This is a genomic window from Streptomyces sp. NPDC025806, from assembly GCF_055558275.1.
The window spans coordinates 216,579-239,791 of the sequence record NZ_JBVHMU010000008.1 but is presented as its reverse complement, the minus strand read 5'-3'; the positions used below and the strand labels follow the sequence as shown (position 1 = coordinate 239,791).

The window sequence follows — 23,213 nt, the reverse complement described above, 5'->3', positions numbered from 1 at the left end:
CGGTTACGCGATCGCTTCGTTGTTCATCTTGCGCGTCGAGATGATCTGGTCGATCAGGCCGTACGCGAGCGCGTCCTCGGCCGTGAGGATCTTGTCGCGCTCGATGTCGTCGCGGATCTTCTCGATCGGCGTCGTCGAGTGCTTGGCCAGCATCTCCTCCAGCTGCGTGCGCATGCGGAGGATCTCGTTGGCCGCGATCTCCAGGTCGGAGAGCTGCTCACGGCCGGTGCCGCCGGAGGGCTGGTGGATCAGCACGCGCGCGTTCGGCAGGGCCATGCGCTTGCCCGGGGTGCCGGCGGCGAGGAGCACGGCGGCCGCGGAGGACGCCTGGCCCATGCAGACCGTCTGGATGTCCGGCTTCACGAACTGCATCGTGTCGTAGATGGCCGTGAGGGCCGTGAACGAGCCACCGGGGCTGTTGATGTAGATGGAGATGTCGCGGTCCGGGTCCATCGACTCCAGGCACAGCAGCTGCGCCATGACGTCGTTGGCCGACGCGTCGTCGATCTGCACGCCGAGGAAGATCACGCGCTCCTCGAAGAGCTTCGCGTACGGGTCGTACTCGCGCACGCCCTGCGAGGTGCGCTCGACGAAGCGCGGGATCACGTAGCGGTTGTCGACCTGCGGGCCCGTGTAGAGGCCGCTGCCGGGGATGTTGTTCATGATGGCGGTGTTCCGTCCTGGTGAAGGAAGCAGTGGGCTGGGTCGGCCGGTGCTGATCGCGGGGATCAGGCGCCCGTGCCGCCGCCGCCCGGAACACCCGTAGCGGCAGTGATGATCTCGTCGATGAGGCCGTACTCCTTGGCCTCCTCGGCGGTGTACCAGCGGTCGCGGTCGCCGTCACGGATGATCGTCTCGACGGTCTGGCCGGAGTGCTGGGCCGTGATCCGCGCCATGCGCTGCTTCGTGCGCAGCAGGTACTCGGCCTGGATCTTGACGTCGGAGGCGGTGCCGCCGATGCCGGCGGAGCCCTGGTGCATCAGGATGTCGGTGTTCGGGAGCGCGAAGCGCTTGCCCGCCGTACCGCCGGTGAGCAGGAACTGGCCCATGGAGGCCGCCATGCCCATACCGATCGTGACCACGTCGTTCGGGATGTACTGCATGGTGTCGTAGATCGCCATGCCGGCCGTCACCGAGCCGCCGGGGCTGTTGATGTAGAGGTAGATGTCCTTCTCCGGGTCCGCTGCCAGGAGAAGCATCTGCGCGGTGATCTTGTTGGCGATGTCGTCGTCGACCTGCTGGCCGAGGAAGACGATTCGCTCGCCGAGCAGCCGGTTGTAGACATGGTCGCCGAGGCCACCACCGATGGACGGCTCGCCGGCGGCGGAAGGCATCTGAATCGTCACGTATCCACCTGCTCGTCTCTGACGGCTAGCGCGCCGTCTCGCGTCTCTAACTGAGGCCGGGGCCCTCGCTCGGGGACTCCCCTGCCCTCGTATTCATGGACCCTAACGCGCGGGCCCCTCCGGGGAATCCCGGGAATGGAACTGTTCGCTGTGAGCGCATGCGCTCCGCTGGGGTGCGGGGTCATGACTCGGCCGGGGTTGCGATCGGCCCCTCGGCGGGGGCGCGGTCGCGTCTGCCGTTGGCGGTCTCACGGCGGGTGCGGCTTGTACGGGGCTGGTCGCGCAGTTCCCCGCGCCCCTGAAGGGCACATCCCGCGCGCCCCCCAGAGGCATGCCGGGCGCGCCCCGCGACGGAGTCGCTGAACGGACACAGGCCCGCGCCCCTGAAGGGCACACCCCGCGCGCCCCCAGAGGGCTACTGGTCGTGACCCCGGGCGTGGGGTGCAGCAGGCCCCCGGGACGGGGTCCCGGGGGCCTGCTGCAGGTGGTGCTACGGGGGTCAGGCCTGGGCCTGCTCCTCCGAGGGCTCCGAGGACTCGGCGTCGGCGACGACGGTCTCGGCGACCTCTTCCTCGTCGTCCTCGAGGTCGACGACCTCACCGTTGGTGTCCTTGACCGTGGCGGCCTCGACGACGACCGCGAGGGCCTTGCCGCGGGCGACCTCGCCGACCAGCATCGGGACCTGGCCGCCCTCGACGACGGCCTGGGCGAACTGGTCGGGGGACATGCCGGAGGAAGCGGCGCGACGCATGAGGTGCTCGGTGAGCTCCTCCTGGTTGACGTTCAGCTTCTCCTTGTTGACGAGCTCGTCCAGGACGAACTGCGTCTTGATGCCCTTGACGGCCTGCTCGCGCGTCTCGGCGTCGAACTCCTCGACCGTCTTGCCCTGGATCTCGAGGTACTTCTCGATGTCGAGGCCCATCTGGCCGAGCTGGTGGTGCTCGAGGTTGTGCTTGCGGGTCTGGACCTCGTCCTCGAGCAGCTTCTCGGGGACCGGGACCTCGACCAGCTCGAGCAGCTTCTCGAGGACGCGCTCCTGGGCCTGGGTGGCCTGGTCGTACTGCTTCATGTTCTCGAGGCGCTTGCGGCTGTCGGCCTTCAGCTCGTCGAGGGTGTCGAACTCGGAGGCGAGCTGGGCGAAGTCGTCGTCCAGGGCCGGGAGCTCGCGGGCGGCGACCTGGGTGACCTTGACGGTGACCTCGGCCTCCTTGCCCTCGGCGGAGCCGCCCTTGAGCTCGGAGGTGAAGGTGGCCTCGCCACCGGCCTCCAGGCCCTTCACGGCCTCGTCGATGCCGTCGAGCAGCTCGCCCGAGCCGATGGTGTAGGAGACGCCGGAAGCGACCCCGTCCTCGAGGACCTCGCCCTCGACCTTGGCCTCCAGGTCGATCGTCACGACGTCGCCGTCCTCGGCGGCACGCTCGACCGGGGAGGTGGAGGCGAAGCGCTCACGGAGCTGCTCGACCGACTTGTCCACGTCCTCGTCGGTGACCTCGACCGCGTCGACCTCGACCTCGATGCCGGAGTAGTCCGGGATCTCGATGGTCGGGCGGACGTCGACCTCGGCGGTGAAGTTCAGCGTCTCGCCGTCCTTCAGCTCCGTGATGTCGACCTCGGGCTGGCCCAGGACGTTGAGCTCCGCCTCGTTGACCGCTTCGGTGTAGAACTTCGGAAGCGCGTCGTTGACGGCCTCTTCGAGGACCGCACCGCGGCCGAAGCGCTGGTCGATGACGCGGGCCGGGATCTTGCCCTTGCGGAAGCCCTTCACCGTGACCTGCTGGTTGATCTTCTTGTACGCCGCGTCGAGGCTGTCCTTGAGCTCCTCGAAGGGCACCTCGATGCTGAGCCGAACCCGGGTCGGGTTCAGGGTCTCCACGGCGCTCTTCACGGTTCGGTCTCCTTGGGGGCTGACTTCTGGGTTCCTGCCCGGTCTTGAGAGACACGGTCTGAGAGACACACGGGCACGCAGCTTGCATAGTAACGGCAAGCAGGAGTCGACCCACAACGCGATCATGGGGAGCCCCGCGGAGCCGACGACGAGCGTGGGGGCCGCCGGTGGGCGGCCGTCCGGAACGCTGGTCGGGGTGGCGGGATTTGAACCCACGGCCTTCCGCTCCCAAAGCGGACGCGCTACCAAGCTGCGCCACACCCCGTCGGTGCGACACGTAGGGTACATGCCCGCAGGCAGTGCTACTCCCCCCTTTGCAGGGGGTGGGGCGCAGGGTGTGGACGGGGCGGCCGGCGCGAGTCGGACAACGGGTGTGCGGTCCGGCCCGGGGACCCGCTACGATGCCTGCGTACCGCGGTCACCGAGATCTGGTGTCCTGCGTGCGGGCGTAGCTCAATGGTAGAGCCCTAGTCTTCCAAACTAGCTACGCGGGTTCGATTCCCGTCGCCCGCTCTCTTCCAAGGCCTCCGGCCCGGATCCAACCCAGGTGGACCGGGCCGGGGGCTTTTTCGCTCCCGGCGTCCGGCCGCTCAGAATTTGATCGCGGCGATGCTCGACGCGACGGAGTTGAGGAAGTTGTTGATCGCGGGCGCCATTCCGGTCGAGGCCAGGAAGAAGCCGAAGAGGACCGCCACTATGGCGGGCCCCGCCTTGATCGAACCACCTCGCATCAGCACGACGAGGACGATCGCCAACAACAGCACCACTGACAGCGAAATGGCCACACTGATCACACCCTAGGTCGGTCCGCTCTCCCGGCCCGGGGGGTACAGCCCCACACCCCCCGCCAGAACCATCGTGCCACCAACGCGGGCTCCGTATGCGGCCGGTGACGCATCGTCGGCCACGCGCGCGTGAGGGAGCGGGGCCCGGGCACCCCCGGGGCGCACGAGCAGCGCACGTGGGCGGGGTGGTCGGCGCGCCGGGGGCGGGGGTGGGAGCGCCGGCGAAATCGGCTTGATCGTTTCCATGGGGCACATGCGGCGCACACATGCCCCTCGCACGCCCGCCGCAGGTCCGCCCAGGTCCCGTGCGCCATTTCCTCACTTTCCCCTCGGCGTGATCACACCCACGCACGCGGCGCGGTCGCGAGCAAATTAAAGAGAATCCTCAGAATTCGGCGACGCGCAGCATCGCGCGATCACCGCCCGTTATCCATGCGATCACCGCTCGGGGACGATAGTGACCAATGCGACAACTTGCCGGGTCGGTAACGGATGTTATGCACCGTTTAAGTGGGATGAAAAGCGCGATACCGGACAGGTCGGCAATAAGTCCATGACGGATCCATGGCTGACACACCCATCTCGGCTCGCGTGAATCCCGAGCGCGCCCGAGAGAAAAGCGGGAATGACGTCGGGAGTTTTACGAAATCGCACAGGCGCCACTAGGGTGCCTCAGATGTTCCGCACTGCGCACGGGTCGCACCGCAGTCAGCCGCTGCCTCCGGCCGCACCGACCGTGGACGCGACGCCCTCCCCCCGAGCCCCGCACGATCCGCGCCCCGCAGCCGCCTCCCCGGCGGCCCCCGCCCCCAAACAGCGGGACGCGTTCTTCGACAACGCGAAGTACCTGGCGATCGTTTTCGTCGCCATGGGGCACTCCTGGGAGCCCCTGACGGACGGCAGCCGCGCCGCCGAGGCGCTCTACATGGTCGTCTACACGTTCCACATGCCGGCGTTCATCATCGTGTCCGGCTACTTCTCGCGCAGTTTCGACATGCGGCCGGACCGGCTGCGGCGACTGATCACCGGCGTCGCCGTGCCGTACGTGATCTTCGAGATCGCCTACACCTTCTTCAAGCGGTACGCGGACGACGACCCGTCGCAGCCGTTCAGCCTGCTCGACCCCTGGTACCTGACCTGGTTCCTGGTCGCGCTGTTCGTGTGGCGGCTCACGACGCCGCTGTGGAAGGTCATCCGCTGGCCGATCCCGGTCGCCCTCGGCATCGCGGTGCTCGCCTCGATCTCGCCCGACATCGGCGACGACCTGGACCTCCAGCGGGTCCTGCAGTTCCTGCCGTTCTTCGTGCTCGGCCTGTTCCTCAAGCCGGAGCACTTCCAGCTGGTGCGGCGGCGCGAGGTGCGGATCATCGCGGTGCCGGTCTTCCTGGCCGCGCTCGTGCTCGCGTACTGGGCCGGTCCGCGGATGACGTCCGCCTGGTTCTACCACCGTGACAGCGCGCAGGAGCTGGGGGCGCCGTGGTGGGCCGGTGTCGTGATGACGCTCGCCCTGTTCGGCTGCTCGATGGTGCTGACCGCGTGCTTCTTCGCCTGGGTGCCGGGGCGGAAGATGTGGTTCACCGTGCTGGGCGCGGGCACCCTGTACGGCTACCTGCTGCACGGCTTCCTCGCGAAGGGCTCCCGGTTCTGGGGCTGGTTCGACGGGGAGTGGATCCACAAACCGCTCGGGGAGGTCGCCGTCACCGTCATCGCGGGGACGGTCGTCACACTGCTGTGCACGCCCCCCGTGCAGCGGGCCTTCCGGTTCGCGATGGAGCCGAAGATGGAGTGGGCGTTCAAGAAGGACGCGGCGGAGCTGGCGCGCTCGCGCCGCTGAGCTTCAGAGCCCGAGCAGGGCCCGCATCCGCGCGTACTTGGCGGTCAGCCGGGTGCGGGTCGGCTCGTCGAGGACGGCGAGGCGGGCCGGGTCGGCGTTGTGCGCCAGGTCCGCCTCCTTGACGAGGCGGGCGCCCGGGGTGTCGAGGATGCGACGGGCATAGGTCTGCGGAGATTCGTCCGCGCGCTTGGTGAGCGCGCGGACGATTTCTTTTGTGGCGTCCGTGAGCGGGGCGGAGTCCAGCCACTCGGAGCTCAGGGCGTCGTCCTCGACGGCGTCGTGGAGCCAGGCGGCGGCGATCTGGTCCGGGGTGCCGCCGCGCCGCTCCACTCCCCCGGCGACGGCCTGGAGGTGCTCCGCGTAGGGGCGGCCGGCCTTGTCCGTCTGGGCCGCGTGGGCCTGCCGGGCCACGGCCTCGATCTCTGCCAGGGTCAGCGTCCGCATGGGGCGAGCCTAGGCCGACCCGTTCCCCGCGCGGGCCTCACGGTCCCGAAAAGTCGTTTGGTAAGCTAAGTATTGACGCTTTCTTGACGATCCCTTGACCAAAGTTCTCGCCTCAGGAGGAACGGGCCCATCGGACACGCAGACACCTTGATCGCCATGGGCGGCGCCTTTCTCGCCGCCGCCGTCCTCGCCCGCCTCGGCGGACGCATCGGACTCCCCACCATCCCGTTGTTCATCCTGGCCGGGATCCTGCTCGGCCCGCACACGCCGGGCGTCGTCCTGCTCTCGGACCCGCACGACCTGGAGATGCTCTCCGCGCTCGGCCTGGTCCTGCTGCTCTTCTACCTCGGCCTGGAGTTCCACGTGGACGACCTGCGCGAGGGCGGTCGCAAGATGGCCCTCGCGGGCGGGACGTATCTCGCGCTGAACGTCGGCGCCGGCCTCGGTTTCGGATTCGCCCTCGGCTGGGGCACCTCCGAGGCTCTGGTCCTCGCCGGGGTGCTCGGCATCTCCTCGTCCGCGATCGTCACCAAGGTGCTCGTGGACACCGGGCGCCTCGGCAACCCGGAGACCAGACCGATCCTCGGCATCATCGTGGTCGAGGACATCTTCCTCGCGCTGTACCTCGCGGCGCTCCAACCGATCCTGTCGGGCGCCGACTCGCTGTCCGCCGCCGTGCTCGACGGCGGGAAAGCCTTCGGGTTCCTGCTGCTGCTCGCGCTCGCGGCGCGGTTCGGGACACGGGTCGTGGGGCGGCTGTTCGCCGTCAAGGACGACGAGCTGCTCGTCATCTCCTTCCTCGGCGCGGCCGTGTTCGTGGCCGGGGTCTCCGAGTGGTTCGGGGTCGCCGACGCGATCGGGGCGTTCATGGTCGGCCTGATGCTGGGCTCGACTGCGTCCGGGGACCGGATCCGGACGCTGGTCCATCCGCTGCGGGACGCGTTCGGCGCGATCTTCTTCTTCGCGTTCGGGCTGTCGATCGACCCCGGGGACCTGCCGAGTGTGGTGTGGCCCGTGCTGGTCGCTGTCGCTCTGACGCTGGTGATGAACGTGCTGGCGGGGATGGGGGCGGCCCGGGTGTACGGGTTCGGGCCTCAGGCCGCGGCGAATGTCTCCACGACGCTGCTCGCTCGGGGGGAGTTCGCGTTGATCCTGGCGACGATGGCCGCCGGCGCGGGGCTGGATGCGCGGCTCTCTCCGTTCATCGCGGGGTATGTGCTGGTGTTGGCCGTGCTCGGGCCGTTGGCGGCGGGGCGCTCCGCTTGGCTGGGGCGGGTCATGCCGGTGCGGGCCCCTTCGGTGCGGGATGAGGGGCGGGTCGGCGCCGGGGTGTAGGTCGCCGGTTCGCCGTAGGTTCGTCTGTTCGTCGGCGGCCACCGGCCGGTGGGGGCTGGTCGCGCAGTTCCCCGCGCCCCTGAAATGCATGCCCTTCGGGCGCATTTCCCCGATCAAGGCTCGGGGAGCCTGTGATCTGGGGAAGGCGCGGCGAAGCCGCATGCCTTCCAGGGGCGCGGGGAACTGCGCGAGACGCCCCACCGGCCCGCACCCGGCGACGAGACCGTCAGCCCAGCGGACCTGTGTCCCGGCAGATCAGCAGAAGCGCCCGGTCGTCGTTGACGTCCTTGGCTACCGCCTCGATGAGGTGCCAGGCCGCGCCGTGGAAGCCGCCGGTGACATAGCGGTCGGCCTCGCCGGTGAGGCGGTCGATGCCCTCCGAGATGTCCCGGTCGGCGGTCTCCACGAGTCCGTCCGTGAAGAGCATCAGCACGTCACCCGTGCGCAGGGTCCCCTTGATCGCGTCGAACTCGGCGCCGTCGTAGACCCCGAGCAGCGGGCCCTCCGCGGCCTTCTCCTCCCAGCGGCCCGTGCCCGCGTTGAGCTGGAGGCCCGGCGGGTGACCGGCCGAGTAGAGCTCGTAGTCGCCGGATTCGAGGTCGAGGACGAGGTGGATGGAGGTGGCGAAGCCCTCGTCCCAGTCCTGGCGCAGGAGGTATCCGTTGGCCGCGGGCAGGAACGCGTGCGGCGGGAGCGAGCCGAGCAGGCCGCTGAACGCGCCGGCGAGCAGGAGGGCCCGGGACGCCGCGTCCATACCCTTGCCCGAGACGTCGGTGAGGACGACCTCCAGCGTGCGCCCGTTGTTCGTGCGGGCGGCGACCACGAAGTCGCCGGAGAAGGACTGGCCGCCGGCCGGGCGCAGGGCCATCTCACGGTGCCAGCCCTGCGGCAGCTTGGGCAGCCGGCTCTGGGTGCGGATCCGCTCGCGCAGGTCGAAGAGCATGGTGCCGCCGCGCCGCCAGGGCACGCCGACGCGGCTGCGGAACTGGGCGATGAGCAGCCCGAAGAAGCCGCAGGCGGCGACGGTGAGGACGGTGCCGGGGGTGACCGCGGCGGTGCGCTCGGCGTAGGGGCCGAGCTGGACGGACTCCACGATGAGGGCGACGGCCGCCGCCGCGTACAGGCCGAGCAGGCTGGCCGGGCGCAGCAGCAGTCCGCCCGCGACGATCGGCAGGACGAGGACGGCCGGTGAGCACCAGACGGGGTCGAGGATCGTGAAGCAGGCGATGACCGGCACGGTGAGCAGGAGGCCGACGAGGGCGATCCAGTCCGAGCCGTCCCCGCGGAAGTAGTCGACGCCGGATTTGCGCACGGCGGTGCGGACCCGGTGCATGCGCATCTTCAACCGGGCCGGAAGCGTGTCGGCCTCCGCGCGCTGTTCGCGCCCGTGCCGTTCTCGTCGTACCGCCATTGCTCGTGGACCTTATCCGTGCGGCCTGGACCTGCGCACGGGTGGTCCCACTTGTCCCCCTTTCCGGGCACCGTACCCGGTTGCGGGTCGGGCCGGAATCAGAAGGGGGCGTTCAACGGGCGCCGGTGGGCTGGCAGGCGGGGCACCAGAAGAGGTTGCGAGCCGCGAGTTCGGCGGTGCGGATCTCGGTGGCGCACAGGTGGCAGGGCTGGTTCGCCCGCCGGTAGACGTAGACCTCGCCGCCGTGGTCGTCGACGCGGGGCGGGCGGTTCATCGCCTCGGGGGTGTGCTCGGAGCGGACCGTGTCGATGCGGTTGTGGCGGACGCCCTCGCGCATGAGGGCGACGAGGTCGTCCCAGAGCTGGGTGAAGCGGGCCTCATCGATGTCGCGGCCGAGGACGTACGGGTCGATGCCGTGCCGGAAGAGGACCTCGGCCCGGTAGACGTTGCCGACGCCGGCGACGATCTTCTGGTCCATCAGGAGCGCGGCGATCGTGGTGCGGCTGCGGGAGATCCGGGCGTACGCCTTGGCGGGGCCGTCGGCGGGGCGCAGCGGGTCGGGGCCGAGGCGGTCGTGTATCGCCTGCTTCTCGGCGTCCGTGATCAGGGCGCAGGTGGTGGGGCCGCGCAGGTCCGAGTAGTGCGTGGCGTTGACCAGGCGCAGGCGGACGGTGTCGGTGGGGGGCGGGGCGGGGGTCTCGCCGAGGGTGTACTTGCCGAACAGGCCGAGGTGGATGTGGACCCAGGAGTCCGCGGGGCCGAAGCCGAGGAAGAGGTGCTTGCCGTGGGCCTCGGTGCGGGTGAGTTCCTGGCCGTTCAGGAGTGCGGCGGCGTCGGAGAACTTGCCCTGGGGGCTGGTGACCTGGGTTTTCGTGCCCTGGAAGCGTTCGGCGTGGTCCTGGGCCAGGCGGTGGATCGTGTGGCCCTCGGGCACGCTGGGTTCCTCTCGGGGCGGGCGGGGTCCGGCGGAGCGGGGGTCCGGGTCACGGGGCTGTGTCCCGGGCCCCGCTCCTCGAAGGCCGGAGAGGCTTACTTCGGGTGGTGGTCCGGGATCGGGGGGAGCTCGCCGGTGGTCTCGTAGGCCGAGAGCATGTCGATCCGGCGCTGGTGCCGCTCCTCGCCCGAGTACGGCGTGCTCAGGAAGATCTCGACGAACTTCGTCGCCTCCTCCTGGGTGTGCATGCGGCCGCCGATCGAGATGACGTTGGCGTCGTTGTGCTCGCGGCCGAGCGCGGCGGTCTGCTCGCTCCAGGCGAGCGCCGCACGGACGCCCTTCACCTTGTTCGCGGCGATCTGCTCGCCGTTGCCCGAGCCGCCGATCACGATGCCGAGCGACTCCGGGTCCGCGGCCGTCTTCTCCGCGGCGCGGAGGCAGAAGGGCGGGTAGTCGTCGAGGGCGTCGTAGATGTGGGGCCCGCAGTCGACGGGCTCGTGGCCGTGGGCCTTGAGCCATTCGACCAGGTGGTTCTTGAGTTCGTAGCCGGCATGATCCGAGCCGAGGTACACGCGCATGCGTCCGAGTGTGGCACGCCGGGGGCCGGGGGGCCGCCTCCGGGTGCGGCGCCGCGCGCGAGGCGGGGCCGCCGGTACGGGCTTGGCAACGATACGGACTCAGGGGTTCCGCCGGCGGCCTTGTCGTGGTTTGAATGTGAACGCTCGTTTGCACCAGATCTAAGGACCCGTGCATGACCACGCAGTCAGCCCCCACCACGGACACCCTCGAGAGCGGCTCGCCGGACAGCGGCGACGGGCTCAAGGCCGGCCTGAAGAACCGGCACCTGTCGATGATCGCCATCGGCGGCGTCATCGGCGCCGGCCTCTTCGTCGGCTCCGGCTCCGGCATCGCCGCCGCCGGCCCCGCCATCCTCATCTCGTACGCGCTGGTCGGCGCGATGGTCGTCTTCGTGATGCGGATGCTGGGCGAGATGGCCGCCGCCCGGCCGACGTCTGGCTCCTTCTCCGCCTACGCCGACCAGGCGCTCGGGCGCTGGGCCGGCTTCTCCATCGGCTGGCTGTACTGGTTCTTCTGGGTCGTGGTGCTCGCCGTGGAGGCGACCGCCGGGGCGAAGATCCTCAACGGCTGGATACCGGCCGTGCCGCAGTGGGGCTGGGCCCTGCTCGTCATGCTCGTGCTCACCGTGGTGAACCTGGCCGCGGTCGGCTCCTACGGCGAGTTCGAGTTCTGGTTCGCCGGGATCAAGGTCGTCGCCATCGGCGCGTTCGTGGTCGTCGGTCTGCTCGCCGTGTTCGGTCTGCTGCCGGGCTCCGACAACCCGGGCAGCGGTCTGGCGCACCTGACCGACTCCGGGGGCTTCTTCCCCAAGGGGCCGGGCGCGATCCTCACCGGTGTGCTGATGGTCGTCTTCTCGTTCATGGGTTCCGAGATCGTCACGCTCGCCGCCGGTGAGTCCGAGGACCCGCAGAAGGCCGTCACCAAGGCCACGAACTCGGTGATCTGGCGCATCGGCATCTTCTACCTGGGCTCGATCTTCATCGTCCTGACGCTGCTGCCCTGGAACGACAAGTCCATCGTGGACGAGGGCTCGTACGTCGCCGCGCTCAACTCGATCGGCATCCCCCACGCCGGTCAGGTCATGGACGTCATCGTGCTGACCGCCGTCCTGTCCTGCCTCAACTCGGGCCTGTACACGGCCTCCCGCATGGCGTTCTCGCTGGGCCAGCGCGGTGACGCGCCCAAGGCGTTCGCGAAGACCACCTCGCGGGGTGTGCCGCGGGCCGCGATCCTCGGCTCCGTCGTCTTCGGCTTCCTCGCCGTCTGGTTCAACTACCAGTGGCCGGACACCGTCTTCAACTTCCTGCTCAACTCCTCCGGCGCGGTCGCCCTGTTCGTGTGGCTGGTCATCTGCTTCACCCAGCTGAAGATGCGCGGCATCATCCTGCGCGAGCAGCCGGAGAAGCTCGTCGTGAAGATGTGGCTCTTCCCGTACCTGACCTGGGCGACGATCGCGGCGATCTCCTTCGTCCTCGTCTACATGCTGACCGACGACGCCGGCCGCGAGCAGGTGCTGCTCTCGCTGCTCGTCGCGGTGTTCGTGGTCGGTGTCTCGCTGGTGCGGGAGCGGACGAAGAAGAACGCGGCGCTCACCGACTCGGTCGCCGAATCGGTCACCGACTCGGTGGAGAGCTGACCGAAACCTGACGGAACCTGTCAGGTTATGCGGGCACAGTGCCCGTATGACCACTGCAGAGACCCTTGTTCTCCGGCCCGGTGACGCCGGTTACGACGACGAGATCGCCGGGTTCCAGACCGGCTTCGCCCTCCGCCCCGACGTGGTGTTCACCGCGTCGGGGCCGGACGACGTGGTGGCCGCCGTCGCGCACGCCGCAGCCGCCGGACTCCCCGTCGGCGTGCAGGCCACCGGGCACGGGCTGCCGGACGCGGCCGAGGGCGGCGTCCTCGTCAGTACGCGGCGGATGGACACCGTCACCGTGGACCCGGTGGCCCGGACGGCCCGGATCGGCGCGGGCGCCCGCTGGGGCGCGGTCGCCGAGGCCGCGGCCCCGCACGGACTCGCCCCGCTGAACGGCTCGGCGCCGAGCGTCGGCGCCGTCGGCTACACGCTGGGCGGCGGACTCGGCATCCTGGCGCGGGAGTTCGGCTACACGGCCGACCATGTGCGCTCCGTGGACGTGGTGACGGCCGACGCCGCCTTGCGTCACGTCACCGCCGAGAGCGACCCCGACCTCTTCCACGGCCTGCTCGGCGGCGGCGCGAACCTGGGCGTCGTCACCGCGATCGAGGTGGGCCTGGTCCCGGTGACCCGGCTCTACGGGGGCTCCCTCGCCTACGACGGCCGGGCCACGGACCCGGCGGACATCGTGCGGGAGTACACGCGCTGGGCCGCGACCGTCCCCGACACCCTGACCTCGTCGCTCGCCGCGCTCGTCTATCCGGACCTGCCGTCGATGCCGCCCCATCTGCGCGGCACGTACCTGGTCTCCGTACGGATCGCCTTCACCGGCGACGCGGAGGAGGGCGAGCGGCTCGTGGCGCCGCTGCGGGCCGCGCTCGGCCGGGCGCTCTCCGACACCCTGCGCGAGATGCCGTACGGGGACAGCCACACCATCCACAGCGATCCGGACTTCCCGCACCCCTATTACGGGGACAGCGTGTTCCTGGACGCGCTCGATCTCGCCGCCGTCACCGAGCTGTTCACCGCGTGCGGGCCCGGCGCCGACGGCATGCACATCGTGCAGCTGAACCAGTTGGGCGGCGCGCTGTCGCGGCCCGCACCGAACGCGGTGCCGTACCGGGACGCGGTCTGGCTGGTGCGGATCCTGTCACCGCTCGGTGAGGGCGGGCGGGACGCGGCACGGGCGCATCACGCGCGGGCGTTCGGCGCGGTCGCGGACCGCGTCATGGGCCGCTCCCTCAACTTCGCGTTCGGCGGCGCGGACCGGCCCGAGGGGCTGTACGACGCGGGAACGCGAAAGAGGCTCGCCGATCTGAAGGCCGCGTACGACCCGGCGAACCTCTTCCGGAGGAACTACAACGTCTAGCGGGTGAAGCTCACTTGCCGACGAACTTCCAGGCGGTGGGCAGCGCGCCCATCGCCAGGGCCGCCTTGATCGCGTCGCCGATGAGGAACGGGGTGAGGCCCGCGGCGATCGCGGCGCTCAGGCTCATGCCGGTGGACAGCGCCAGGTAGGGGACGCCGACCGCGTAGACGATCGCCTCGCCGACGAGGAAGGCGCGGGCCGTGCGCCACACCGAGCGGTCGTCGCCGCGGCGGGCCAGGGCGCCGACGGCCGCCGAGGCGAGCATCAGGCCGAGGACGTAGCCGAAGGACGGCATCGCGAAACCGGCGGTGCCCTCGGCGAACCACGGCATGCCGGCCATGCCCGCGAGCGCGTACACGGCGAGCGCGAGGAAGCCGCGGCGGGCGCCCAGCGCGGTGCCGACGAGCAGCGCGGCGAAGGTCTGCCCGGTGACCGGCACGGGCGAGCCCGGCACGGGGATCGCGATCTGCGCGGCGATGCCGGTGAGGGCGGCGCCGCCGAGGACCAGCGCGATGTCCTTGGTGCGGGAGGCGGGCAGCAGGTCGGCCAGGACCTTGCCCGGACGGGCGACGGCGGCGGTGGCGGTACTCATCGGGTCTCCGCGTTTCTGGAGTGCTGGGCAAGGTGGTGGTTCTTCGTGACGCTATCCCAGGGGGCTCACGGCGATCACGGTCGCGCCTCGACAAAGGCTTGCGCGGGGTGTTGGTGGGCTCCGTACAAAGGTCGTCGCGTACACCCCGCGCGGGGTGACCCTCGTCACGGAGGTCAGCTGTCGGGCGGGCGCGTTTTGCGGTCCGGCGCGATCGGCGGCGAGACTGTAGGTTCCCGCCAATTCCTGCGCACCTCAGATCGGCTGACGGACCTGATGCACGACCCCCGGCACGACGACGCCCCGCTCCCCTCCGAAGGGCCGCTGCCCGACGAACCGCTGGGCGGTGGGCTCAAGCAGCGGCACCTGACGATGCTGGGGCTCGGCGGGGTGATCGGCGCGGGCCTGTTCGTGGGGTCCGGGGCCGGGATCGAGGTCGCGGGCCCGGGCATCGTCGTCTCGTATCTGATCGCGGGCGCGCTCGCGATGTGCGTGATGCGGATGCTGGGCGAGATGTCGGCGGCGATGCCGGCCTCCGGCTCGTTCTCGGTGCACGCGGAGCGGGCGCTCGGCCGCTGGGCCGGGTTCAGCGTGGGCTGGCTGTACTGGTTCCTGCTCGTCGTGGTGCTCGCGGTGGAGGCGACGGGCGCGGCGCAGATCGCGAACGGCTGGGTGCCGTCGGTGCCGCAGTGGACGTGGGTGCTGCTGTTCATGGTGGTGTTCACCGCGGCGAACCTGACGGCGGTGAAGAACTTCGGCGAGTTCGAGTTCTGGTTCGCCTCCCTGAAGGTCTTCGCGATCGTCGCGTTCCTGGTGCTCGGGCTGCTGGCGATCTTCGGCCTGCTCCCCGACACGGACCCCGTCGGCCTCACTCACCTCACCGGCGACGGCGGTTTCCTGCCGCACGGCTGGCAGGGCGTCGTCTCGGGCGTGCTCGCGGTCGTCTTCGCGTTCGGCGGCCTGGAGGTCGTCACGATCGCGGCGGCCGAGTCGGACGACCCGGTCCGCTCGGTGGCGCGGGCGGTGCGCAGTGCAGTGTTCCGCATCCTCTTCTTCTACGTCGGCTCGATGCTGGTCATCGTGACGGTGCTGCCGTGGACGGCGCAGAAGGCGGGCGTCAGCCCGTACGTGACCGTGCTCGACGCCATCGGGATCCCGGCGGCGGGGCAGATCATGAACATCGTGGTGTTCGTGGCGCTGCTGTCGGCGCTCAACGCGAATCTGTACGGCGCGTCCCGGATGGTGTTCTCGCTGGCCGAGCGCGGGGAGGCGCCGCGCTCGCTGCTGAAGGTGAGCGGGGGCGGGGTGCCGCGCCGGGCGGTCCTCGCGTCGGTGGCCTTCGGCTTCGTGTCCGTGCTGCTGAATCTGAAGTGGCCCGACTCGGTGTTCCTCTACATGCTCAACTCGGTCGGCGCGGTGCTGCTGTTCGTGTGGGCGCTGATCGCGGTGTCGCAGCTGCGGCTGCGCCGGCGCATCGAGGCGGAGGCGCCGGAGCGCCTGGTGCTGAAGATGTGGGCGTTCCCGTGGCTGACCTGGGCGGCGCTCGCCGCGATGGCGGCGGTGGTCGGCCTGATGCTGACCGACGACGGGGCGCGGCCGCAGCTGCTGTGGTCGACGGGAGCGACAGCGGCGGTGCTGGTCGTGGCGGGTGTGCGGGAGCTGCGCGCACGGCGTGCCTGATCCTTCACGCAGCGTCTACGGGGACGTCGCGGGGTGTGAGCGTCGTGTCCGTATAGCGGAAACGTATTCCCTGTGATCGGGCCGCGCCCCCAGACTGTGGGCCGTTTACGCACCGTTTACTCATGACCCGTCTCAGCTAGTGAACAGGGCACATCCATGTCTCGGACGTCCGCGCAGTCAGCCGCAGAGGATGCGGCAACCGTAGAGGATGCGGTCGCGCAGCCCGTCGAGTCGTCGGCGGCCACCGAGCCGTCGCTCTCGCACGGTCTCAAGCAGCGCCATCTGTCGATGATCGCGCTCGGCGGCGTGATCGGCGCCGGCCTCTTCGTCGGCTCCGGCACCGCGATCGCCGCGGCCGGTCCGTCGATCATTCTCGCCTACGCGATCTCCGGCGCCCTCGTGATGCTGGTGATGCGCATGCTCGGCGAGATGGCGGCGGCGTATCCGGCCTCCGGCTCCTTCTCCGTGCACGCGGAGCGGGGCATCGGTCCGTGGGCAGGGTTCACGGCGGGCTGGTCGTTCTGGTTCCTGCTGTGCGTGGCGGTGGGGCTCGAGGGGATCGGTGCGGCCGGCATCGTGCACGCGTGGGTGCCGGGTGTGCCCGAGTGGGCCTGGGTCGCGCTGTTCATGCTCCTGTTCACCGGCTCGAACCTGGCCGCGGTGAAGAACTTCGGCGAGTTCGAGTTCTGGTTCGCGACGCTCAAGGTCGGCGCGATCGTCCTCTTCCTGGGCATCGGCGTCCTGGCCATCCTCGGCGTCCTGCCCGACGTCGACGCCCCCGGCATGTCCAACCTCACCGGCCACGGCGGCTTCATGCCGAACGGCTCGGAGGGGCTGATCGTCGGTCTGCTCGCGTCCGTCTTCGCCTACGGCGGTCTGGAGACCGTCACGATCGCCGCCGCCGAGTCCGAGCACCCGGTGCAGGGTGTCGCCAAGGCGGTCCGCACGGCGATGTGGCGCATCGCCCTCTTCTACGTCGGCTCGATGGCCGTCGTCGTGGTGCTGCTGCCGTGGACGGCGAAGGAGATCCCGACCAAGGGCCCCTACGTCGCCACCCTGGACCACCTGGGCATCCCGGCGGCCGGCCAGATCATGAACGTCGTCGTCCTGATCGCCCTGCTGTCCGCGATGAACGCCAACATCTACGGCGCCTCCCGCATGGCCGGCTCGCTGGTCGCCCGCGGCATGGGCCCGAAGATCGTCGGCAAGATCTCGGGCGGGGTGCCGCGGGTCGCGGTGCTGCTGTCGGCCGCGTTCGGCTTCGTGTGCGTGCTGCTCAGCTACTGGCGCCCGAACGACATCTTCGCCTGGCTGCTCAACACCATCGGCGCGATCATCCTCGTCGTCTGGTTCTTCATCGCCATCTCGCAGCTGATCCTGCGCCGCAAGCTGGAGCGCGAGGCGCCGGAGAAGCTCGTCGTGAAGATGTGGGCCTACCCGTACCTGACCGTCCTGGCGCTGCTCGGCATGGTCGCGGTGTTCGTCCTGATGGCCCGCGAGCCCGGCACCCGTGAGCAGCTGCTCTACACCGGTGGCCTGACCCTGATCCTCGCGGTCGTCGGCTTCGTCCGGCAGAAGATCGCCGAGAAGAAGTAGTCCCCCTCGCCTCCGAAGGACCCCCGGGCCAACTGGCCCGGGGGTCCTTCGCGTTGCGCGCGGCACTCTTGCTGTTAGCCTGCACTTGCGAATAACTTGCAATAAGCCGTGCAATGAGCAGCCGGAGGGCACACGTACATGGCCATCTACACGCTTCCTGAGCTTCCTTACGACTACGCGGCGCTCGAACCGGTCATCAATCCGCAGATCATCGAGCTGCACCACGACAAACACCACGCGGCGTACGTGAAGGGGGCCAACGACACCCTGGAGCAGCTCGCCGAGGCCCGCGACAAGGAACACTGGGGTGCGCTCAACGGCCTGGAGAAGAACCTGGCCTTCCACCTCTCCGGCCACATCCTGCACAGCATCTACTGGCACAACATGAACAGCCCGAAGGACGGGGGCGGCGGCGAGCCGCTGGCCGCCGACGGCGTGGGCGACCTCGCCGACGCGATCGCCGAGTCCTTCGGTTCCTTCGCCGGTTTCAAGGCACAGTTGACCAAGGCCGCCGCGACGACGCAGGGCTCCGGCTGGGGCGTCCTCGCCTACGAGCCGCTCAGCGGGCGCCTGATCGTCGAGCAGGTCTACGACCACCAGGGGAACGTGGGGCAGGGCTCGACCCCGATCCTCGTGTTCGACGCCTGGGAGCACGCGTTCTACCTGCAGTACAAGAACCAGAAGGTCGACTTCATCGACGCGATGTGGGCCGTCGTCAACTGGCAGGACGTGGCCCGGCGGTACGCGGCCGCGAAGGAGCGGGCCGATCACCTGCTGCTCGTCCCCTGACGGGGACGCGCCGCGTCACATGCGTCCCGCCTCGTGATCGTCTTCTCAACCTTCACTGCGGCGGGCGGCTGAAATGACAGACCCCCGTGAGGACGTGACTCACGGGGGTCTGTCGGTTTTACGGTTTCCGGGGCATCTTGGGCCGATGACCAACGAGGTGGAGCGGGAGCGGCACTGCCCGACGTGCAAGTCCTACGAGCAGCACCGGCATCTGACACCGGCGGAAGACCTCTGGCTTCGTGAGCAGAAGCAGCTGACCTACACCCACAACTGGTGGCGCTGCAAGAAGGCCGGCTGCCGGACGATGCGGCACTACGGCGTCGAGAGCCGCCACCTCCAGCTACCCGAGGACTTCGACGACTAGTTGTCGAAGACCGGCCCGGCCGTACGCGTCCGCTTGATCTCGTAGAAGCCCGGCACCGACGCCACGAGCAGCGTGCCGTCCCAGAGCTTCGCCGCGGCCTCGCCCTTGGGCGCCGGCGTGACGACCGGGCCGAAGAACGCGATCTGCTCGCCGTCCGCGCCGGGGACCGCGATGACCGGCGTGCCGACCTCCTGGCCGACCTTGTCGATGCCCTCCTTGTGGGAGGCGCGCAGCTCGGGCTCGTACTTCGTGTCGTCCCAGTGCTCGATGAGGGAGGCGGGCAGGCCGACCTCGTCGAGGGCGGCGGCGACGGCCTCCTTGGTCGGGCCCTCGCCCCCGTTGTGGATCCGGGTGCCGAGCGCCGTGTACAGGTCGCCGAGCACCTCCGAGCCGTGCTCCTGCTGGGCGGCGATGACGACGCGGACCGGGCCCCAGGCCTTGGTCTCCAGCATGTCGCGGTACTCCTCGGGCAGCTCGTCGAGCTTGTCCTCGTTGAGCACCGCGAGGCTCATCACGTTCCACCGCACCTTGATGTCGCGGAACTTCTCGACCTCGAGCACCCAGCGGGAGGTCATCCACGCCCAGGGACACAGCGGGTCGAACCAGAAGTCGACGGGGGTCTTCTCGACGGGCTTCTCGGCCGTGGCGGGCATGACACTCCTAGGCAGTCGCTGAAGGGGTACGCCCGGGTACAACGCGCTCGTGGTGCGGTCCCATTCCCGGATGTCCGGGGAAGGGGGCGCGTGCGAGGATCATAGGCGTTCGAACGGTCCCACAAGGACCCGTCCAACGTCACGAAGGAGTGCCGCCCGTGCCCGGTGAGAATCTGTCCCGCGACGAGGCCCGCGAGCGGGCGGGTCTGCTGTCCGTCGACGGGTACGAGGTGGCCCTCGACCTGCGGTCCGCCGTCGGTGAGGCGCCGGGCGAGGGACCGCGCACCTTCCGCTCCCTGACCACGATCCGGTTCCGGGCGAACGAGCCCGGCGCGAGCACCTTCGTCGACCTGATCGCCCCGTCCGTGACGGCCGTCTCCCTCAACGGCGAGGACCTCGACCCGGCCGCCGTGTTCGACGGCAGCCGGATCCAGCTGGAGAACCTGGCGGAGGACAACGAGCTGGTCGTCGACGCCCAGTGCGCCTACTCCCGCACCGGCGAGGGCATGCACCGCTTCGTCGACCCCGAGGACGGCGAGGTCTACCTCTACACGCAGTACGAGCCGGCCGACTCCCGCCGCGTCTTCGCCAACTTCGAGCAGCCCGACCTGAAGGCCCCGTACCGGTTCAGCGCGCAGGCGCCCGAGGGCTGGACGGTCTGGTCGAACGGGGTCGGTGAACTCGCCGACGGCGTCTGGCGGTTCGCCGAGACGAAGCCGATCTCCACGTACATCACCGCGATCGTCGCCGGCCCGTACCACTACGTGACGGACACCTACACGCGCGGCGACCTCGAGATCCCGCTCGGCGCCATGTGCCGCAAGGGTCTCGCCCCGTACTTCGACGCCGACGACGTGTTCCTGGTGACGAAGCAGGGCCTCGACTTCTTCCACGAGAACTTCGACTACCCGTACCCCTTCGGCAAGTACGACCAGGCCTTCGTGCCCGAGTACAACCTCGGCGCCATGGAGAACCCGGGCATGGTCACCTTCCGCGAGGAGTTCATCTTCCGCGGCAAGGTCACGCAGGCCTCGTACGAGCGCCGGGCCAACGTGATCCTGCACGAGATGGCCCACATGTGGTTCGGCGACCTCGTCACCATGCAGTGGTGGGACGACCTGTGGCTGAAGGAGTCCTTCGCCGACTTCATGGGCTCGTTCTCCATGGTCGAGGCGACCCGGTTCGAGAACGGCTGGATCACCTTCGCCAACAACCGCAAGTCCTGGGCCTACCGCGCCGACCAGCTGCCCTCCACCCACCCGATCACGGCCGACATCCGTGACCTGGAGGACGCCAAGCTCAACTTCGACGGCATCACGTACGCCAAGGGCGCGTCGGTGCTGAAGCAGCTCGTCGCGTACGCCGGGCGGGACGCGTTCCTCGAGGGCGCGCGCCGGTACTTCAAGCGGCACGCGTACGGGAACACGCAGCTCGGCGATCTGCTGTCCGTGCTGGAGGAGACCAGCGGCCGGGACATGACGTCCTGGTCGCGGGCCTGGCTCCAGACCGCCGGGGTCAACTCGCTGACCCCGCAGGTGACGTTGAGCGGCGACGGGCGGATCACCGAGCTCGCCGTGGTCCAGGAGGCCGCCGCCTCGCACCCCGAGCTGCGGCCGCACCGGGTGGCCGTCGGCCTGTACCGGCGCACGGTCGAGGGCGCCCTGGAGCGGTACGCGCGCGCCGAGGTCGACGTCGACGGGCCGCGCACCGTGGTGAGCGAGCTGGCCGGGGCCGAGGCGCCGGAGCTCGTCCTCGTCAACGACGACGACCTCACGTACTGCAAGATCCGCTTCGACGAGAACTCGCTGGCCACGCTGCGCGAGCAGCTCGGCGACATCAGCGACCCGCTGGCCCGCGCCCTGTGCTGGTCCGCGCTGTGGAACCTGACGCGGGACGCCCTCATGCCGGCCCGCGACTTCATCGGCCTCGTGCTGCGGTTCGCCGGGCGGGAGTCCGACATCGGCGTCCTGCAGATGCTGCACGCCTGGGCCCGCTCGGCGCTCACCCACTACGCCGCGCCCACCTGGCGCGCCGAGGGCGGGCGGCTGCTCGCCGAGGGCGCCGTCAAGGAACTGCGGCTCGCCGAGCCGGGCAGCCAGCACCAGCTGACCTGGGCCCGCTTCTTCGCCTCCGTCGCCTCCAGCGAGGCCGAACTCCAGCTCCTCCAGGGGCTGTTGGAGGGCAGCGCGAAGATCGACGGTCTTGAGGTCGACCAGGAGATGCGCTGGGCGTTCCTGGAGACCCTCGCCACGTACGGGGTCGCCGACGAGACCGTCCTCGCGGACGAGCTGGCCCGCGACGACACGGCCTCCGGCAAGCGGCACCAGGTGCGCTGCCTCGCCGCCCGCCCCTCCGCGGCCGTCAAGGCGCAGGCCTGGGCGCAGGTCGTGGAGTCCGACGCGCTGAGCAACGCGCTGGTGGAGGCCACCATCGCCGGGTTCCAGCAGCCGTCCCAGCGGGAGCTGACCGCGCCGTACGCCGAGAAGTACTTCGCGGTCATCGAGCGGGTCTGGGACGAGCGGTCCATCCAGATCGGCATGGACGTGGTGCGGGGCCTGTTCCCCACCTTCCAGGACTCCGACGCGACGCTCGCGGCGACCGACGCGTGGCTGACCGCGCGCGAGGACGCGGCGCCCGCGCTGCGCCGACTGGTGCTGGAGGCCCGGGACGATCTGGCCCGGGCGCTGCGCGGGCAGGCCTGCGACGCCGGGGCCGCCTCCTCGTGACGGCTGCGGGTGCGCGGGGGCGCCCTTCGGGGCGCCCTGGCATCCGGTGTTACTGAATGCGGGTATGACAGGCCGTAACCCGCCCGGCCGCCTGGCCTTTTCGGCCGGGCGGCCGTTCGACTTTAGGGCGAGCTTGTCCGGCTTTGTCGACGGGACGGTAACAGCGGTTAGCGGGGGCGGCCCGGCCGGGAAGGGCCTGGTCATGAACCACAACTCCCCCGCCCCGCTGTTCCCCCGCCCGTTGCGTGAGCTCGACCGTGTCCAGGTGCGCGTCATGAGCGGCGCCCAGCTCAAGGCCCACGGTGTCGGTGCCGCCGCCGCGCAGGAGCAGTGCCGGCCCGGTGGGCCGTGGCGGCAGCTGCTGCCCGGCGTCTTCCTGCTGCACCCCGGTCCGCCGACCGGTGAGGAGCGGGTGCGGGCCGCGCTGCTGTACGCGGGGCGGCCCACCCGGCGCGGCGGGAGCACTGGCGGCGTGCCGGTGCAGCACGGCCCCGCCGAGGCGGCGCCCGACGCCCTGGTCACCGGGCTCGCCGCGCTCGCTCTGCACGGGTTCGCCTCCGCTCCCCCGCTGAACTCCGTCGATCATGTCGATGTGCTGGTGCCGCGCACGCGGCGGTTGCGGTCCACCGATCTCGCCCGGATCGTGCGGGCCGCGGCACTGCCGACTCCCGTGGTTCTGCAGGGAGTTCCGGTCGCTCCCGTCGCCCGGGCGCTCGCCGACGCCGTCGCCCAGCTCGGTGACGCGGGGGCCGTGCGGCGGCTCCTGACGGAGGCGGTGCGGGGACAGTTCTGCGAACCTGCCGTGGTGGTCCGGGAGTTGTCCCAGGCGCGGCTGCTGACGCGTCCTCATGTCGTCGACGCTGTCGACTCGTTGCTCGCCGAGGGCCGTGCCATCGCCGAGGACCGGCTCTACGCCATGGTGCGCGAGCACGATCTGCCCGCGCCGCTATGGAACGTGGACCTGCGGCTGCCCGGCGGTCCGCACCTGGGGGGCGTCGACGCCTTCTGGCCCGACCAGTCCGTCGTCCTCGAACTCGACGCGCGGGCGCCCCGGCAGGAGGAGGACTCCGTCTGGATCGAGTACGCGCGCAAGCGGGAGCACCTCGAACGGCTCGGGATCACCGTCGTGCACATCACTCCGCGCAAGCTGCGCGAGTCCATGGAGCAGCAGGCCGCCGTGGTGCGGACCGCCCTCATGGCCGCCGGGGACCGGGATCCGGCGGCCTATGTCGTCGTCCTGCCCCGGTGAACGGGC

Annotated in this window: 20 protein-coding genes and 2 tRNA genes; 11 read left to right on the top strand and 11 right to left on the bottom strand. The window is 70.2% G+C overall.

Annotated features, from left to right (window positions below; translation table 11 throughout):
• Nucleotides 1-3: 3 nt before the first annotated feature.
• The 4 genes from ACZ4E1_RS20510 to ACZ4E1_RS20495 all read right to left on the bottom strand — a co-directional run bounded on the left by ACZ4E1_RS20510 (nucleotide 4) and on the right by ACZ4E1_RS20495 (nucleotide 3,496).
• Nucleotides 4-663, bottom strand: coding sequence for an ATP-dependent Clp protease proteolytic subunit (locus tag ACZ4E1_RS20510; RefSeq protein ID WP_188338946.1), 660 nt, complete (start codon nucleotides 661-663; stop codon nucleotides 4-6).
• A gap of 65 nt (nucleotides 664-728) precedes the next feature.
• Nucleotides 729-1,334: an ATP-dependent Clp protease proteolytic subunit gene (locus ACZ4E1_RS20505; RefSeq protein ID WP_188341570.1), complete on the bottom strand. Its 606-nt coding sequence runs from the start codon at nucleotides 1,332-1,334 to the stop codon at nucleotides 729-731.
• 511 nt (nucleotides 1,335-1,845) lie between these two features.
• Entirely contained in the window at nucleotides 1,846-3,231 is a 1,386-nt protein-coding gene (tig, locus tag ACZ4E1_RS20500) for a trigger factor (RefSeq protein WP_467541066.1), read from the bottom strand.
• 188 nt (nucleotides 3,232-3,419) lie between these two features.
• A tRNA-Pro gene (locus ACZ4E1_RS20495) sits at nucleotides 3,420-3,496 on the bottom strand.
• A 177-nt stretch (nucleotides 3,497-3,673) separates the two neighbouring features.
• Between ACZ4E1_RS20495 and ACZ4E1_RS20490 the strand changes: the two genes are divergently transcribed.
• Nucleotides 3,674-3,744, top strand: a tRNA-Gly gene (locus ACZ4E1_RS20490).
• A gap of 77 nt (nucleotides 3,745-3,821) precedes the next feature.
• On the opposite strand, the gene ACZ4E1_RS20485 is transcribed toward ACZ4E1_RS20490, so the two are convergent.
• Complete coding sequence (locus tag ACZ4E1_RS20485) at nucleotides 3,822-4,016, bottom strand: hypothetical protein (RefSeq protein ID WP_188338944.1); 195 nt, start codon at nucleotides 4,014-4,016, stop codon at nucleotides 3,822-3,824.
• A gap of 676 nt (nucleotides 4,017-4,692) precedes the next feature.
• Here ACZ4E1_RS20485 and ACZ4E1_RS20480 point away from each other — a divergent pair.
• A complete protein-coding gene (locus tag ACZ4E1_RS20480; protein ID WP_467541064.1) occupies nucleotides 4,693-5,850 on the top strand; it encodes an acyltransferase family protein in 1,158 nt (385 codons plus the stop codon).
• Between the two features lie 3 nt (nucleotides 5,851-5,853).
• On the opposite strand, the gene ACZ4E1_RS20475 is transcribed toward ACZ4E1_RS20480, so the two are convergent.
• Complete coding sequence (locus ACZ4E1_RS20475; protein ID WP_467541062.1) at nucleotides 5,854-6,294, bottom strand: HD domain-containing protein; 441 nt, start codon at nucleotides 6,292-6,294, stop codon at nucleotides 5,854-5,856.
• A gap of 156 nt (nucleotides 6,295-6,450) precedes the next feature.
• On the opposite strand from ACZ4E1_RS20475, the gene ACZ4E1_RS20470 reads away from it, so the two are divergent.
• The gene (locus ACZ4E1_RS20470) at nucleotides 6,451-7,629 is read left to right on the top strand and encodes a cation:proton antiporter (protein WP_467541060.1); all 1,179 of its coding nucleotides are present in this window, start codon (nucleotides 6,451-6,453) and stop codon (nucleotides 7,627-7,629) included.
• 226 nt (nucleotides 7,630-7,855) lie between these two features.
• On the opposite strand, the gene ACZ4E1_RS20465 is transcribed toward ACZ4E1_RS20470, so the two are convergent.
• From ACZ4E1_RS20465 to ACZ4E1_RS20455, 3 genes are all read right to left on the bottom strand, one after another.
• Nucleotides 7,856-9,040: a SpoIIE family protein phosphatase gene (locus ACZ4E1_RS20465; RefSeq protein ID WP_467541058.1), complete on the bottom strand. Its 1,185-nt coding sequence runs from the start codon at nucleotides 9,038-9,040 to the stop codon at nucleotides 7,856-7,858.
• A 112-nt stretch (nucleotides 9,041-9,152) separates the two neighbouring features.
• Nucleotides 9,153-9,974 carry an Fpg/Nei family DNA glycosylase gene (locus ACZ4E1_RS20460; RefSeq protein ID WP_467541056.1) on the bottom strand — a complete coding sequence of 274 codons (822 nt, stop codon included), beginning with the start codon at nucleotides 9,972-9,974 and terminating at the stop codon, nucleotides 9,153-9,155.
• Nucleotides 9,975-10,069: 95 nt separating this feature from the next.
• Nucleotides 10,070-10,552 (bottom strand): ribose-5-phosphate isomerase, encoded by a 483-nt coding sequence (locus ACZ4E1_RS20455; RefSeq protein ID WP_399126193.1) that lies wholly within the window; start codon nucleotides 10,550-10,552, stop codon nucleotides 10,070-10,072.
• Nucleotides 10,553-10,725: 173 nt separating this feature from the next.
• Between ACZ4E1_RS20455 and ACZ4E1_RS20450 the strand changes: the two genes are divergently transcribed.
• Nucleotides 10,726-12,189 (top strand): amino acid permease, encoded by a 1,464-nt coding sequence (locus tag ACZ4E1_RS20450; RefSeq protein WP_467541054.1) that lies wholly within the window; start codon nucleotides 10,726-10,728, stop codon nucleotides 12,187-12,189.
• Between the two features lie 46 nt (nucleotides 12,190-12,235).
• Complete coding sequence (locus ACZ4E1_RS20445; protein ID WP_467541052.1) at nucleotides 12,236-13,561, top strand: FAD-binding oxidoreductase; 1,326 nt, start codon at nucleotides 12,236-12,238, stop codon at nucleotides 13,559-13,561.
• A gap of 10 nt (nucleotides 13,562-13,571) precedes the next feature.
• Here ACZ4E1_RS20445 and ACZ4E1_RS20440 read toward each other — a convergent pair whose 3' ends face one another.
• Nucleotides 13,572-14,153: a biotin transporter BioY gene (locus ACZ4E1_RS20440; RefSeq protein WP_384625367.1), complete on the bottom strand. Its 582-nt coding sequence runs from the start codon at nucleotides 14,151-14,153 to the stop codon at nucleotides 13,572-13,574.
• A gap of 273 nt (nucleotides 14,154-14,426) precedes the next feature.
• Between ACZ4E1_RS20440 and ACZ4E1_RS20435 the strand changes: the two genes are divergently transcribed.
• The 4 genes from ACZ4E1_RS20435 to ACZ4E1_RS20420 all read left to right on the top strand — a co-directional run bounded on the left by ACZ4E1_RS20435 (nucleotide 14,427) and on the right by ACZ4E1_RS20420 (nucleotide 18,579).
• Nucleotides 14,427-15,830, top strand: a complete 1,404-nt coding sequence (locus tag ACZ4E1_RS20435) for an amino acid permease (RefSeq protein ID WP_467541049.1) — start codon at nucleotides 14,427-14,429, stop codon at nucleotides 15,828-15,830.
• Between the two features lie 156 nt (nucleotides 15,831-15,986).
• A complete protein-coding gene (locus ACZ4E1_RS20430) occupies nucleotides 15,987-17,426 on the top strand; it encodes an amino acid permease (RefSeq protein ID WP_467541048.1) in 1,440 nt (479 codons plus the stop codon).
• 138 nt (nucleotides 17,427-17,564) lie between these two features.
• A complete protein-coding gene (locus ACZ4E1_RS20425) occupies nucleotides 17,565-18,215 on the top strand; it encodes a superoxide dismutase (RefSeq protein WP_467541046.1) in 651 nt (216 codons plus the stop codon).
• A gap of 145 nt (nucleotides 18,216-18,360) precedes the next feature.
• On the top strand, nucleotides 18,361-18,579 hold the full coding sequence (locus ACZ4E1_RS20420; RefSeq protein WP_467541044.1) for a hypothetical protein: 219 nt from the start codon (nucleotides 18,361-18,363) through the stop codon (nucleotides 18,577-18,579).
• On the opposite strand, the gene ACZ4E1_RS20415 is transcribed toward ACZ4E1_RS20420, so the two are convergent.
• On the bottom strand, nucleotides 18,576-19,232 hold the full coding sequence (locus ACZ4E1_RS20415) for a mycothiol-dependent nitroreductase Rv2466c family protein (RefSeq protein ID WP_467541042.1): 657 nt from the start codon (nucleotides 19,230-19,232) through the stop codon (nucleotides 18,576-18,578). The two genes, ACZ4E1_RS20420 and ACZ4E1_RS20415, sit on opposite strands and share 4 nt — an antisense overlap.
• Nucleotides 19,233-19,390: 158 nt before the next feature.
• On the opposite strand from ACZ4E1_RS20415, the gene pepN reads away from it, so the two are divergent.
• Together pepN and ACZ4E1_RS20405 are read left to right on the top strand one after the other, a co-directional pair.
• A complete protein-coding gene (gene pepN, locus ACZ4E1_RS20410; protein WP_467541040.1) occupies nucleotides 19,391-21,958 on the top strand; it encodes an aminopeptidase N in 2,568 nt (855 codons plus the stop codon).
• A gap of 202 nt (nucleotides 21,959-22,160) precedes the next feature.
• The gene (locus ACZ4E1_RS20405; protein ID WP_467541038.1) at nucleotides 22,161-23,207 is read left to right on the top strand and encodes a hypothetical protein; all 1,047 of its coding nucleotides are present in this window, start codon (nucleotides 22,161-22,163) and stop codon (nucleotides 23,205-23,207) included.
• Nucleotides 23,208-23,213: the final 6 nt, after the last annotated feature.

Excerpts from the sequence above, each read along its gene's own strand:
- ACZ4E1_RS20470 (WP_467541060.1), top strand. The coding sequence starts at position 6,451 with ATGGGCGGCGCCTTTCTCGCCGCCGCCGTCCTCGCCCGCCTCGGCGGA.
- ACZ4E1_RS20455 (WP_399126193.1), bottom strand. The coding sequence starts at position 10,552 with ATGCGCGTGTACCTCGGCTCGGATCATGCCGGCTACGAACTCAAGAAC.
- ACZ4E1_RS20405 (WP_467541038.1), top strand. The coding sequence starts at position 22,161 with ATGAACCACAACTCCCCCGCCCCGCTGTTCCCCCGCCCGTTGCGTGAG.
- ACZ4E1_RS20430 (WP_467541048.1), top strand. The coding sequence starts at position 15,987 with ATGTCTCGGACGTCCGCGCAGTCAGCCGCAGAGGATGCGGCAACCGTA.
- ACZ4E1_RS20445 (WP_467541052.1), top strand. The coding sequence starts at position 12,236 with ATGACCACTGCAGAGACCCTTGTTCTCCGGCCCGGTGACGCCGGTTAC.
- ACZ4E1_RS20505 (WP_188341570.1), bottom strand. The coding sequence starts at position 1,334 with ATGCCTTCCGCCGCCGGCGAGCCGTCCATCGGTGGTGGCCTCGGCGAC.
- ACZ4E1_RS20425 (WP_467541046.1), top strand. The coding sequence starts at position 17,565 with ATGGCCATCTACACGCTTCCTGAGCTTCCTTACGACTACGCGGCGCTC.
- ACZ4E1_RS20450 (WP_467541054.1), top strand. The coding sequence starts at position 10,726 with ATGACCACGCAGTCAGCCCCCACCACGGACACCCTCGAGAGCGGCTCG.
- ACZ4E1_RS20510 (WP_188338946.1), bottom strand. The coding sequence starts at position 663 with ATGAACAACATCCCCGGCAGCGGCCTCTACACGGGCCCGCAGGTCGAC.
- ACZ4E1_RS20480 (WP_467541064.1), top strand. The coding sequence starts at position 4,693 with ATGTTCCGCACTGCGCACGGGTCGCACCGCAGTCAGCCGCTGCCTCCG.
- ACZ4E1_RS20415 (WP_467541042.1), bottom strand. The coding sequence starts at position 19,232 with ATGCCCGCCACGGCCGAGAAGCCCGTCGAGAAGACCCCCGTCGACTTC.
- ACZ4E1_RS20440 (WP_384625367.1), bottom strand. The coding sequence starts at position 14,153 with ATGAGTACCGCCACCGCCGCCGTCGCCCGTCCGGGCAAGGTCCTGGCC.
- ACZ4E1_RS20475 (WP_467541062.1), bottom strand. The coding sequence starts at position 6,294 with ATGCGGACGCTGACCCTGGCAGAGATCGAGGCCGTGGCCCGGCAGGCC.
- ACZ4E1_RS20435 (WP_467541049.1), top strand. The coding sequence starts at position 14,427 with ATGCACGACCCCCGGCACGACGACGCCCCGCTCCCCTCCGAAGGGCCG.
- ACZ4E1_RS20420 (WP_467541044.1), top strand. The coding sequence starts at position 18,361 with ATGACCAACGAGGTGGAGCGGGAGCGGCACTGCCCGACGTGCAAGTCC.
- ACZ4E1_RS20465 (WP_467541058.1), bottom strand. The coding sequence starts at position 9,040 with ATGGCGGTACGACGAGAACGGCACGGGCGCGAACAGCGCGCGGAGGCC.